The following is a 10,804-nucleotide window of genomic DNA, read 5'->3' as shown; positions in this document are numbered from 1 at the left end:
TAGAGGATGACCAGCGCGAGGATCTTGCCGATGCCGGGGACCGAGCGCAGGCGGTAGAAGACGTTGGCGTCGTGCTGCTTGGCGGTGCGCACGATGGTGAGCTCGACCTTGGTGAGCAGGGCGTCGTAGTGATCGATCAGGGACGGGTCCATTTGGATGCTGGCACGCACGGCGGGGTCGGGGAAGCGTTCGGGCGCGCCGGTGCGGTTGGCTTTGTAGGCGATCTTCTTGCCGAGCGCGGGCAGGTTGTACTGACTGGTGGTGTTCTGGATGTGGGTGAGCAGCTCGGCGCGTTTGCGCATCAGGTGGCAGCGCCGGCGCAACAAGTCACGGGTGGCACGCATCGCGGCGGGATAGACGTAGGCCACGGGGAGCATGCCGCCGCGCAGCAGGACGGCGAGCAAGGCCGGATTAGGGGCAGCGCTGGCGGCTCGCGTCGGCTGCGGCGATTCTGCTATAGGCTGGCACCGCGGAGGGAGACATGGCGGAGATCAACGGCATCGCCCACATCATGCTCACGGTCAGCAACTTCGACGTCTGCAAGCCCTTTTATGAGAAGCTGCTCGGCTTTCTCGGCTTGCGGCCGGTCATCAATAGCGATGGCTACTTGTACTGCGTGGGCGGCCGTACCGCTTTCGGTATCGTCAAAGCCGAAGACCGCTACCAGGGCGAGCGTTTCGTCCAGTTTCGTATCGGCTTGCACCACGTCTGCTTCCGCGCGCGCGAGCGTGCCGATGTCGATCGCCTCCACGCCTTCCTGTGCGAGCTCGGCGCCAAGATCGTGCATCCGCCCGAGGAGGCGCAGTGGGCGCCGGGCTACTACTCGGTGTTGTTCGAGGATCCGGATGGCATTCGGCTCGAGATGAATCACGTACCCGGCCGGGGTTTGTTGGCCGACGCACCGGCGTGAGCGCGACGAAAGGGGGGAGCGATGCTGGCCACGATTGCAATTCTCCTGCTGTGGGTCGGATTCGCCGGCAGTCACATCATGTTATCGAGCGCAGCACTGCGGCCGCGTCTGGTAGCGCGGCTGGGCGACCAAGGATTTCGGGGGCTGTATGCAGCGGTGGCGTTTGCCTTCTTCGTCCCGCTGGTGTGGACCTATTTCGCCAACAAGCACGCCGGCCCCCACCTCTGGCTCTACGCCCCCGGCGCGCTGCTGCGCTGGATTATCTACTTGGGCATGGGCAGCGCATTCACGCTGCTGGTAGCCGGCATGATGCGGCCAAGCCCGGCCGGTATGCGACCGGGCTCAAGCACCCCACGAGGAGCCGCCCGCATCACGCGCCACCCGGTGTTCATGGCCTTCGCGCTCTTTGGGCTGATGCACCTGATACCCAACGGCAGCACGGCGGATATCGTCTTCTTCGGCGGCTTCGTCGTCTTTACGCTAATCGGTGCCCGCCACCAGGACCAGCGCAAGTTGGCAGCCGATGCGCCTGGCTTTCGCGAGTTCTACGACCGCACGCCGTTCCTGCCGTTCAGCGGGAGCGAAACGGGGCAGGGCATTCGCGAGCTGCTACCGGTGCCGATCGCGATCGCCGTCGTCCTGACCATCGTCGTCCGCTACTTCCACGCCTCGTGGTTCGGCGGCTGAGGACAGCAGGGCGATCGCCTACTTTTCGGCATCCGCCGCCGCCGGCGCCGCGGCTGCAGCCTGGGAGATCTCCAGCAGTTCCACTTCGAAGATCAGCGCCGCGCCGGGCTTGATCTTCGGCGACGGACTGCGATCGCCATAGGCCAGGTTTCCGGGGCAAGTCAGCTGGCTCTTGCCGCCGACCTTCATCAGCTGTACCCCCTCGGTCCAACACGGAATGACGTGATTCAACGGGAACTGCGCCGGCTCGCCGCGCTGCACCGAGCTGTCGAACACCGTCCCGTCAACCAGTGTGCCGTGGTAGTGGACCTTGACCGTATCGGTCGCCTTGGGATGCTCGCCCGCGCCGGCCTTCAATTCTTTGTACAGCAGCCCCGAGGGCTTCTTCTCGACGCCCGGAGCGGCCGCGGCCTTGTCGAGGAACGCAGCCGACGCTTGCTTCTCGGCTTCCGCCGCCACCTTTGCACGCGCCTGTTGTAACTCCTGGATCTTGGGGCCATAGGTCTCGAGTTCAACCTTCGGCTTGCTCTTGCTGGTGGCGTCGGCGATGCCCGCCTTGACCTGCTCCAGCTCCGCCGCGCTCAGACTGAAGGCTTCGAGGTTCTGGCTGATCGCTAAGCCGATGGCGTAGGCGACCTTCTCCTCCTCCGTTTTCGGATCCTCCGCCGCCAGGCTGGCAGAGGCCGTGCCGAGCAGCAGCGCGGCAATCAATAGGGCAATCGAGTTTCGCATGTAAAGACCTTTCCTTTCTTGTCGTGGCACGGCGCCGCTGTCGCCGGTTCACTGGAGTGGCGCGTTCCTAGCTGCCTCTGCACACCAAAGCAAGGGCGGCGCAAGAGCAATGGCAGCGCTTCGGTTCGATGCGATCAACCTAGAAGTGTTCTCCCCTCACTCCATGCCCAGGATCGCGCGGCCCTCGGCCGAAATCATGTGCGGGCTCCAGGGCGGGTCCCACACCACCTGCACGTCGGCTTCCGTGACTCCGGGGATCGCTTGAATCCGGCGCGTCGCGTCCATAGCGATCGCCGGCCCCATGCCGCAGCCTTGCGCGGTCAAGGTCATCTTCACCGCCACCTTACGCCCCTCCACGCGCATGTCATAGATGAGGCCGAGGTCCACGACATTGACCGGGATTTCGGGATCATAGACCTCGCGCAGTTGTTCCCAGACCTGCTCCTCGCTGACCTCGGCATCGGCACCGGCCGCTTCCGGCTCCGGCGTGGCCACACCGCTGCTTTCTTTACCGATCGCGTCGGCGTCGCGGTCGTGAACGCGGAACAGGCCGCCCATCATCGGAATCTGCACCGTATAAGTGCCGCCGAGCGCCTGGGTCAGGATGCCCTGGGTTCCTTTGCGAACCGTAACCGTCAGGCCGGCGGGAATCTGAATCACTTCGCAATCGCGGTGGAACTCCACCTGCTCGTAGTCCATGGCTTCACTCCTTGCTCAACGCGAGCAATGTTCGCGGTGACGACAACTCTAGCGGGCGCCCTCTCGAAGAACAACGCCACCCGGACAGCGGCGGGGCATTTCCGCTTGCTCAGGCGCCCCGATCCGCCCGGCGATCGCCGGCGCGGGTGCGCGGGCGCACGCTGCCCTGCGCTCGCAGTGCAGCGATAGTCACGATCTGGCCAGTGTAGTCGAGCGGCTGCCGGCACAGCCAGTCGCAAACATCGGTCATGATGACGGGATCCTCGAAGTCACTGGTATCCATCCCCGGCAAGGTGAAGACGAAGCCTTCGGTCCAAATCGGCACGTCGATGCGCACGGCGTTGACGGCGACCGTGGGGGCCAGTTCGTACGCCAGGCACTGCGTCAGCGACTCCAGCGCGACTTTGGTCACCGTATAGCTGGCCCGCCCGAACTCCGGCGTGACGGCGGCCACGGAGGACATGTTGATCACGCGCCCGCCACCGCCGGCGGCCATGCGCGGGCAGACGGCCTTCATCAGTGCCAGCGGGGCATTGATGTTGATCTCCACCGCCAGCCGCCACTTGCGCAGCGGTTGCGGCAGCGTGGGACCGGGGATCGCGATCGCCGCATTGTTGATCAGCACATCGACACGTCCGAACTCGGCGTACGTTTGTTCGACGGCCGCGTTCAGTTGCTCCTCCGATTGCAGATCGCAGCCGAGGCCGAACGCGCGCCGGCCCTGCTGGCGCACCAGCTCGACGGTTTCGTCCACCGTGCCAGGCAGCTTGCTCGGGCTCGCCGCAGTCGAGCGGGCCAAGCAGGCGACATCATAACCGCGCCGAGCGAAATCGACTGCCAGCTGCTTACCGATGCCGCGGCTAGCGCCGGTGATCAAGGCCACGTTGTGAGACGGCATGCCTTTTCCTACCACGTTTACCGCCCCTCGCCAGCCCGCCGGCCGTCGCCGACTTGCGCGCGGCTGGGCTTGCCGATAGAGCACAGTGCCAGGGGTGGCCGGGACGAGCACCCCAAAGACACTTGCTGGGAGGACAAACATGCGCAGGGTTGGTATAGCCGCGGTACTTGTGCTGCTTTCGGCCGCACCGCTGGCGCTAGTGGCAGCGCCGGCAGCCTACGCCGAGGAGGCGGCCAAGCCGAGCGCCGAGCACCGCTATGTCATCGGCGTCTCGGGCATGACGTGACCGTCGGGTTGCGCCAAGAGGGTCCGTGAGGCTCTCACGCAGTTGAACAATGTGGCCAGCGTCGAAGTCGACTTCCAGCAGAAAACGGCGACGGTCACTTGCAAGCAGGGCAACAGCGTCAGTCGCGAGGCGGTCGAAGCCGCACTCAAGAAGGCCGGGAACTACGGCGTCACCGACTTCAAGGAACTGAGCAGCGCACCAGGCACCGGGGCCTGAAGCCGCGCGCTGCAAGCGCAGCAACAACCGCAGCAAGGCGCAGCGCGGTCGAGAACGGGCGCGGGGACCGGAAGACGCGCCCGCTCGTCGCGCTGCGCCGTTCGCCCCAGTGTTTCTTCTTTTCCGCGCCATGGAACCAGCCGCCTCGCGCCTGCGCCGCAGCCTGCGCGCGAGCACCATCGATGCCGCGTGTCACGCGGCGATGATCGGCTTCGGCGAGTCGTATTTTCCTGCCTTCGCCCTGCTGCTCGGGGCCACGCCATTCGAGGTCGGCGTCATTGCCACCGTGCCGATTCTGGCGGGGTCGGCGTTTCAGCTTTTCGCTGCGGTGGCCTCGCATCGGCTGGGTGACCGGCGCTGGGTGATCGGCAGCGCCGCGCTACAAGCGGCCACCTTCCTGCCGATGGTCTGGCTAGCGCGCCGCAGCGGAGGCGGCTACCCGTGGCTGCTGGGTTGGGTCTGCCTTTACTGGATACTCAACTTGGGCCTGAGCCCGGCGTGGAATGCGTGGATGGGCCGCATGATCCCGCCGCTGGTACGCAGCCGCTATTTCGGGCGCCGCAACGTCGCGATTCACTCTCTCATCTTTCTATCCCTGCTGGCGGGCGGTTTCTTGATCGACGGCGCCACCCGCACGGGGCTGGGCGCGGCGGCCGGCTTTGGCGCGGCTTTCTTGCTGGCGGCGCTCAGCCGAGTGATGGGCGTCTACTTTCTCACGCGCCAGCATGATCCGGGCACGAACAGCGAGGACGAGCGCCTGCCGACCCGCGCGCTGCTACCCGGCTTCCGCCGCCAGTCGTACGGCCGCCTGATTGTCTTCCTGGTGTTGATCAACGGCGTCGTCAACATCTCGGCGGCGTATTTCGTCCCCTACATGCTGCACGCGCTCAATCTCTCTTACGCTCGCTTCACCATTCTCAACGCCGCCATCGTGATCGCACGGGTGTTGGCCTCGAGCTACTGGGGCGAAATTGCGCGGGTCTACGGCAACCGCCGCGCCCTGCAAGTGTCGGGCGTGCTGATCATCCCCCTGGCATCACTATGGGTGCTCTCCAACAACTTCGCCTATCTGATCGGCATCCAGCTCCTGGGAGGCTTTGCCTGGGCCGGCTTCGAGCTGGCCACCTTCCTGACCCTGCTCGACTGTACCAGCGATCGTAACCGCGCCCAGGTGCTCTCGCTCTACAATCTGCTCAACGGCGCGTTCATCGTCAGCGGCTCGCTCTTAGGCGGCGGCATGATGCTACTACTGGGCGAGAGCGGCTACCACGTCATCTTCGTGCTGTCATCGCTCGGCCGCCTGGCGATCGTGCTGACCATGGCGCGCGGCATCGGCGTCCGGCGTCGCGGCCGCGAACACTCGTTCGCCGACGTCTTCATGCGCGTGCTCACCCTGCGCCCGGGCGAAGGCGAGGACCTGCCGCCGGTAGTGCTGGACCAGCCGCCCCGCCGGCGCGCTCGGCGCTAGCGGCCGGAGGTATTTGACAAGCCCGCGCGCCCTTCCTACGGTGCGGGCGATCATGATCGACACCCTGCTGGCACGCGGCGAGCACCTGGCGCGAATTGAGGCCAACCGTGCGGTGCTGCGTTTCGTCAACGGCATCGAGTGGCTGATCCGTGATCCGAGCAAGCTGGTCGGGCGCACCCCTTACGAGGTGATCTATCAACGCGACAAGCTCGCCGTGCGCCGCTACAACTTGCCCGGCCGGCCTACCCGCCCGCGCCACTGCGTGCCGATCCTGTTGGTGCCGCCACTGATTGTGAAGCCGTTCATCTTCGACCTCTACCCCGGCCGCAGTTTGGCGGCGTTTCTGCTCGAACGCGGCTTTTGCGTCTATCTCGTCGACTTCGGCGAGCCCGACAGCGCCGACGCCTACGTCACCCTCGACGACTACGTGCTCGACTGGATTCCTGCCGCGGCCGGCAGCGTCAAGCGGGACGCCGGCACCGGCGAGATCTCCTTGCTCGGCTACTGCATGGGCGGCCTGTTCTCGCTCATGCACACGGCGGTCAACCGCGATCACTCGGTGCGCAACATCGTCACCATCGGCGCACCGGTCGATATGCACAAGATGGGCCTGTTCGCCTGGGCCGCCCAGCTCGGCGGCGGCCAGGTCGAGTTCCTCGGGCGGCAGCTCGGTAACATCCCCGGCGGCCTCTCGAGCGCGGTGTTCCGGCTGCTGACGCCGATGAAGAACGTGACCCGCTATGCCGACCTCTTCATGAACATGTGGGATCACGAATACATGAACGGATTCGACGCGATGAACCAATGGGTAAGCCAGTTCATCGCCTACCCGCAGGGGGCTTTCCTGCAGTTCGTGCACGACTTCATGCGGCGCAACAAACTGGTGCGGGGCAAGATGAAGTTCGGCGGCAAGGTCGCCGACCTGCGCCGCATCAAGGCTGCGCTGCTGGTGTTCGCCGGGCGCACCGATCAGATCGCCCCGGCGGCGGCGGTGCGCGCCGTGCTCGCTGCCGTCGGCAGCACCGACACCACTTTTCGTCTGGCGCCGGGCGGGCACATGGGGGTGTTTGCCGGCGCCAGCGCGCCCGAGCACGTGTGGCAACCCGCATCCGAGTGGCTAGCGGCGCGCTCGCAGCCAGTGGTGTCGCCGGCGCGCAACCGCCGCCGCTCACCGTCAAACGCAACTGCCTGAGGTGCAGCCATGCTCTTTGTCGCCGAATACGAGTTGAATTGGCCGTCACTGGATGCTGCCATCGCCAAACGCCTAGACTGGAACGAGGTACAACCCGAGGGCTTCCGCTTCGTCGGTGAGTACGTCTGGCAAAACGGTGAGCCGCCGTTTCGCGGCGTGGCCATCATCGAAGCCGACAGCGTCGAGGCGCTCAACAGCTTCGTGGTGCACTACGGCCCGACTTTGAAGATGAATGTCCACCCGGCCAGCGATGTGGTGTCGGCCATCAGCCTGGCAGGCGGCAGCAGCCGGCGCTCTCGACCGGCACGTTCCAGTTCACGACGGAGGAAGTAAGCGCAACGCGCTTACGGCGCGCGCATCATGCCGAACTGACTGCTCAGCAGCGCCACGTCGGCTTCGACCTTGACCAGTCGGCGCCATATCAGCAGCAGCGTGCCGAAGATCCCGATGGCTACGGCGGCGAGCACCCCGACCAGGATCTGCAGGAAGGTCAAAGCCGATCGGTCACATCTCGCGCCGTCCCTCCAGCGCTTTGCCCAACGTCTGCGTATCCGCGTACTCGACATCGGCCCCCATCGGCAGGCCGTGGGCGATGCGGGTGACGCGCACGCCCAGCGGTTTGATCAGCCGGGCGAGGTACATCGCGGTGGCTTCGCCCTCGACCGTGGGGTTGGTGGCCAAGATCACCTCACGCACCGTACCGTCTTGCAAGCGGCGCAACAGCTCGGTGATGCGCAGCTGCTCCGGACCGATGCCGTCGAGCGGCGCCAGCGAGCCGTGCAGGACGTGGTAGCGGCCGCGAAACTGCCCGGAGCCGTCGACGGCGACGACATCTGCGGGCCCCTGGACCACGCAAATCTGCTCGGCGCTGCGCCCCGGATCACTGCACAGCGCACACGGGTCTTGCGCGGTGAACGCAAAACAAACCGAGCATAGCCGCATCTCGTCACGCAGCGCGGTGAGCGCCGCCGCCAGCACATCGACGGGCGCGCGTTCGCCGCGCAACAAGTGGAAGGCGAGCCGGGTGGCGGTCTTCTCGCCGATGCCCGGCAGCTTGACCAGTTCCTGGATGACGCGCGCCAGCGGCGCGGGAAACATTGCCATGTTACGAAATCCGTCGGTAGTGAGCAGCGAGAGCAGGGAGGGACTGAGCCAGCCGGTTCTTGCGCTACAACCTCAGTTGGGGGCGGGTTTGAATCACGTGAGCCCGGGGATCTTCAGTCCACCGGTGACCTTGCTCATTTCGGCCGCCATCATTTGCTGCGCGGCGCGAATGCCTTGGTTGACGGCGGCGATGACCAGGTCTTGCAGCATCTCCAAGTCGCCGCCCGCGGCCACTTGTTTGTCGATCTGCAAGCTCACCACCTCCAAGCGGCCGTTGACCACGGCGCTGACCATACCGCCGCCGGCGGTGGCTGACACCGTCTTATCGCCGGCCTCGGTTTGAATCTGCGCCAGGCGCTCTTGCATCTGCTGCGCCTGCTTCATGATGTCGCCGAGTCCACTTAGCCCCTTGCTCACCTTGGTACCCTCTTCTCTGTTTCAGACACTCACGAATCGTCGCGCTGGCCGCGCGGGCGGGTCTTGACCTCGTGCAGCTCGCCGCCGAGGATATCGACGGCGGCGCGCACCACCGGATGTTCCATGACCTTGGCCGCCTGCTGCGCGCGCGAGGGCTTGGGCGCCGCCGCCGTCTCGCCGCTGGCCGCCGGGCCGCCTTCGACGACCACCACGCGCAGCCCACCACCGAAGAATCGGCCGGCCAGTTCCTGCACCATCGCCAGGTGATCCTTGTGCGCCAGGTAATCGTAGTAGTACCCCGGCGGTGCGGCCAATTCGAGCACCCCGCCCTCGCGGCGCGCCGGCTGCGAGTGCTCGAGGTAGGTCACCAGCGTCACCTTCTCCTTGCGCACGAATTCGACGAACTGCTCCCACGATTCGCCGGTGGCAGCGCTCGCACGTGGGGCGGCCGCCGGTGCGGTCTCCGCTGCGGGGGCCGCTCGTAGCGCGGCCGGCTTGGCCGCCGGCCCCTCGCCGCGCAGGCGGCCCTCGATCCCTTCGAGCCGTTGCAGCACCTGCTCCAGCGGCAGCAACGGCGCCAGCGTCGCCAGCTTGATCGCCGTCATTTCGAGCACGATCTTGGGATACGCACTGTGGGCGATCTCCTCATCGGCCGCCAGCATGAGGCGAAACGCCCGGTCAATCTCGTCGGGCGCGATCAACGCCGCCTGACGTGCGACTTCGGTGCGCTCCTCCGCCGGCAGATCGGCGATCAGCTCGGGCGCCGCCGGCATGGCTTTGCACACCGCCAGGTTGCGCAGGTGTTCGAGCAAATCGCGCGAGAAGCGGCGCAGGTCGTAGCCGAAGCGATGAATCTCGGCGATGCGTTCGAGCGCCGCCGCCGCCTGGCGTTGCACGATGGCTTCACCGACGGCGAAGAGCAGCCGGCGGTCGGCCAGGCCGAGAGCGCTGACGACTTCGTCGTCGCTGAGCTTGTCGGCGTTGAAGGCGATCACCTGATCGAGCAGCGAGAGCGCGTCCCGCACGCTGCCCTCGCCTTCGCGTGCGATCAAGTACAGCGCCCGCTCGCTGATGCCGACGCCTTCGGCGGCGCAAATCTTTTGCAGGTGCTGCACCACCAGCGGTAGCGGCATCCGCTTGAAGTCATAGCGCTGGCAGCGCGAGTGCACCGTCGGCGGCAGCTTGTGCGGGTCGGTGGTGGCGAAGATGAACTTGACGTGGGCGGGGGGCTCTTCGAGCGTCTTTAGCAGCGCGTTGAAGGCGCTGTTGGAGAGCATGTGCACTTCGTCGATGATGTAGATCTTGAAGCGGCTCTTGGCCGGGCGGTAGCGCACGTTGTCGATGATCTCGCGCACGTCATCGACGCCGGTGTTGGAAGCGCCGTCGATTTCCAGGACATCGACCGAGTTGCCAGCGGTAATCTCCTGGCAGTTGGTGCAGGCGTTGCAAGGTTGCGGCGTCGCCCCCTGCTCGCAGTTGAGCGCTTTGGCGAGAATCCGGGCGGCGGTGGTCTTGCCCACCCCGCGCACGCCGGTGAGCAGGAAGGCATGGGCCACGCGACCGGCGCGGATGGCATTGGCAAGGGTGCGGGTAACGTGGTCTTGGCCGATGAGATCGGCGAAGACTTGCGGCCGCCACTTCCGCGCCAATACAAGATACGACATCGGCTTGATCGTAAGACCGAGCGGCGGCCACCAGTGATAGCTAGGCTTCCCCGCGGCACAGAGAGGATGTCGGTACCGCTGCTTCCTTCCGGACCTGACGGAGTTCGCGACGCTCTCTTGCGCGGGACCTAGCTATCACTCGTGGCCGCCGGCCTGACACTGCCAACCTTCTCTCACCCGCCACCGGCACATAGCGCAGCGGTTGCTGCCAAACAACGGAGAGGGTGGGATTCGAACCCACGGTACCTTGTGGGTACACACGCTCTCCAGGCGTGCCCCTTCGACCGCTCGGGCACCTCTCCATGCGCCGTTACCATTGCCTGCGGTGGTAACAATACCCGGCAGCAGTTGCAACCCGCCCGGCTGGCCCTCGGCTCAGGCGTGCGACAGATCTGTGGGTAACGTGCAGCCGACCGGGCAAATCCTCACCAGTCTGACAGTACTGTGTACTGTCAGGCCGAGGCCCATGGCCGAAAGGGACGCAATTTGTCATTCCCGAAAGGGACGCAATCTGTCATTCCCGCGAAAGCG

The 10,804-nt window shown here is 65.8% G+C and carries 15 protein-coding genes, 1 tRNA gene and 1 other RNA gene; 7 read left to right on the top strand and 10 right to left on the bottom strand.

Going from position 1 to position 10,804, the window contains the following annotated elements; genetic code table 11:
- A partial coding sequence (locus tag HY699_01020; protein ID MBI4514382.1) for an IS110 family transposase occupies positions 1 to 404 on the bottom strand: 404 nt, incomplete at its 3' end.
- Between the two features lie 77 nt (positions 405 to 481).
- Here HY699_01020 and HY699_01015 point away from each other — a divergent pair.
- Together HY699_01015 and HY699_01010 are read left to right on the top strand one after the other, a co-directional pair.
- Positions 482 to 910: a VOC family protein gene (locus HY699_01015; GenBank protein MBI4514381.1), complete on the top strand. Its 429-nt coding sequence runs from the start codon at positions 482 to 484 to the stop codon at positions 908 to 910.
- A gap of 21 nt (positions 911 to 931) precedes the next feature.
- On the top strand, positions 932 to 1,597 hold the full coding sequence (locus tag HY699_01010; GenBank protein MBI4514380.1) for a hypothetical protein: 666 nt from the start codon (positions 932 to 934) through the stop codon (positions 1,595 to 1,597).
- Positions 1,598 to 1,615: 18 nt separating this feature from the next.
- Here the strand turns inward: HY699_01010 and HY699_01005 are convergent, their stop codons facing one another.
- The 3 genes from HY699_01005 to HY699_00995 all read right to left on the bottom strand — a co-directional run bounded on the left by HY699_01005 (position 1,616) and on the right by HY699_00995 (position 3,926).
- On the bottom strand, positions 1,616 to 2,329 hold the full coding sequence (locus tag HY699_01005; GenBank protein ID MBI4514379.1) for an FKBP-type peptidyl-prolyl cis-trans isomerase: 714 nt from the start codon (positions 2,327 to 2,329) through the stop codon (positions 1,616 to 1,618).
- Positions 2,330 to 2,485: 156 nt separating this feature from the next.
- Positions 2,486 to 3,028, bottom strand: a complete 543-nt coding sequence (locus HY699_01000) for a DUF59 domain-containing protein (protein ID MBI4514378.1) — start codon at positions 3,026 to 3,028, stop codon at positions 2,486 to 2,488.
- A gap of 109 nt (positions 3,029 to 3,137) precedes the next feature.
- Entirely contained in the window at positions 3,138 to 3,926 is a 789-nt protein-coding gene (locus tag HY699_00995) for an SDR family oxidoreductase (protein MBI4514377.1), read from the bottom strand.
- Positions 3,927 to 4,065: 139 nt separating this feature from the next.
- On the opposite strand from HY699_00995, the gene HY699_00990 reads away from it, so the two are divergent.
- The 5 genes from HY699_00990 (at position 4,066) to HY699_00970 (ending at position 7,421) form a co-directional block, all read left to right on the top strand.
- A complete protein-coding gene (locus HY699_00990; protein MBI4514376.1) occupies positions 4,066 to 4,212 on the top strand; it encodes a hypothetical protein in 147 nt (48 codons plus the stop codon).
- 42 nt (positions 4,213 to 4,254) lie between these two features.
- Positions 4,255 to 4,428 carry a hypothetical protein gene (locus tag HY699_00985; GenBank protein ID MBI4514375.1) on the top strand — a complete coding sequence of 58 codons (174 nt, stop codon included), beginning with the start codon at positions 4,255 to 4,257 and terminating at the stop codon, positions 4,426 to 4,428.
- Positions 4,429 to 4,558: 130 nt separating this feature from the next.
- Complete coding sequence (locus HY699_00980; GenBank protein ID MBI4514374.1) at positions 4,559 to 5,896, top strand: MFS transporter; 1,338 nt, start codon at positions 4,559 to 4,561, stop codon at positions 5,894 to 5,896.
- A 52-nt stretch (positions 5,897 to 5,948) separates the two neighbouring features.
- Complete coding sequence (locus HY699_00975; protein ID MBI4514373.1) at positions 5,949 to 7,088, top strand: alpha/beta fold hydrolase; 1,140 nt, start codon at positions 5,949 to 5,951, stop codon at positions 7,086 to 7,088.
- A gap of 9 nt (positions 7,089 to 7,097) precedes the next feature.
- Positions 7,098 to 7,421 carry a hypothetical protein gene (locus HY699_00970; protein MBI4514372.1) on the top strand — a complete coding sequence of 108 codons (324 nt, stop codon included), beginning with the start codon at positions 7,098 to 7,100 and terminating at the stop codon, positions 7,419 to 7,421.
- An 11-nt stretch (positions 7,422 to 7,432) separates the two neighbouring features.
- On the opposite strand, the gene HY699_00965 is transcribed toward HY699_00970, so the two are convergent.
- From HY699_00965 to HY699_00940, 6 genes are all read right to left on the bottom strand, one after another.
- Entirely contained in the window at positions 7,433 to 7,582 is a 150-nt protein-coding gene (locus HY699_00965; protein ID MBI4514371.1) for a hypothetical protein, read from the bottom strand.
- 10 nt (positions 7,583 to 7,592) lie between these two features.
- A complete protein-coding gene (recR, locus tag HY699_00960; GenBank protein MBI4514370.1) occupies positions 7,593 to 8,192 on the bottom strand; it encodes a recombination protein RecR in 600 nt (199 codons plus the stop codon).
- A gap of 93 nt (positions 8,193 to 8,285) precedes the next feature.
- Positions 8,286 to 8,576: a YbaB/EbfC family nucleoid-associated protein gene (locus HY699_00955; GenBank protein ID MBI4514369.1), complete on the bottom strand. Its 291-nt coding sequence runs from the start codon at positions 8,574 to 8,576 to the stop codon at positions 8,286 to 8,288.
- 62 nt (positions 8,577 to 8,638) lie between these two features.
- Entirely contained in the window at positions 8,639 to 10,273 is a 1,635-nt protein-coding gene (dnaX, locus tag HY699_00950; GenBank protein MBI4514368.1) for a DNA polymerase III subunit gamma/tau, read from the bottom strand.
- A 35-nt stretch (positions 10,274 to 10,308) separates the two neighbouring features.
- Positions 10,309 to 10,407: signal recognition particle sRNA small type (gene ffs / locus HY699_00945), an RNA gene on the bottom strand.
- An 82-nt stretch (positions 10,408 to 10,489) separates the two neighbouring features.
- A tRNA-Ser gene (locus HY699_00940) sits at positions 10,490 to 10,575 on the bottom strand.
- Between the last annotated feature and the right edge of the window lie 229 nt (positions 10,576 to 10,804).

The organism is Deltaproteobacteria bacterium (genome assembly GCA_016210005.1).
GTDB lineage: Bacteria > Desulfobacterota > Binatia > HRBIN30 > JACQVA1 > JACQVA1.
This window is presented reverse-complemented; position numbering and strand designations above follow the sequence as displayed.

Excerpts from the sequence above, each read along its gene's own strand:
- HY699_01015 (MBI4514381.1), top strand. The coding sequence starts at position 482 with ATGGCGGAGATCAACGGCATCGCCCACATCATGCTCACGGTCAGCAAC.
- HY699_01010 (MBI4514380.1), top strand. The coding sequence starts at position 932 with ATGCTGGCCACGATTGCAATTCTCCTGCTGTGGGTCGGATTCGCCGGC.
- HY699_01005 (MBI4514379.1), bottom strand. The coding sequence starts at position 2,329 with ATGCGAAACTCGATTGCCCTATTGATTGCCGCGCTGCTGCTCGGCACG.
- HY699_01000 (MBI4514378.1), bottom strand. The coding sequence starts at position 3,028 with ATGGACTACGAGCAGGTGGAGTTCCACCGCGATTGCGAAGTGATTCAG.
- HY699_00995 (MBI4514377.1), bottom strand. The coding sequence starts at position 3,926 with ATGCCGTCTCACAACGTGGCCTTGATCACCGGCGCTAGCCGCGGCATC.
- HY699_00990 (MBI4514376.1), top strand. The coding sequence starts at position 4,066 with ATGCGCAGGGTTGGTATAGCCGCGGTACTTGTGCTGCTTTCGGCCGCA.
- HY699_00980 (MBI4514374.1), top strand. The coding sequence starts at position 4,559 with ATGGAACCAGCCGCCTCGCGCCTGCGCCGCAGCCTGCGCGCGAGCACC.
- HY699_00975 (MBI4514373.1), top strand. The coding sequence starts at position 5,949 with ATGATCGACACCCTGCTGGCACGCGGCGAGCACCTGGCGCGAATTGAG.
- HY699_00970 (MBI4514372.1), top strand. The coding sequence starts at position 7,098 with ATGCTCTTTGTCGCCGAATACGAGTTGAATTGGCCGTCACTGGATGCT.
- recR (MBI4514370.1), bottom strand. The coding sequence starts at position 8,192 with ATGGCAATGTTTCCCGCGCCGCTGGCGCGCGTCATCCAGGAACTGGTC.
- HY699_00955 (MBI4514369.1), bottom strand. The coding sequence starts at position 8,576 with ATGAAGCAGGCGCAGCAGATGCAAGAGCGCCTGGCGCAGATTCAAACC.
- dnaX (MBI4514368.1), bottom strand. The coding sequence starts at position 10,273 with ATGTCGTATCTTGTATTGGCGCGGAAGTGGCGGCCGCAAGTCTTCGCC.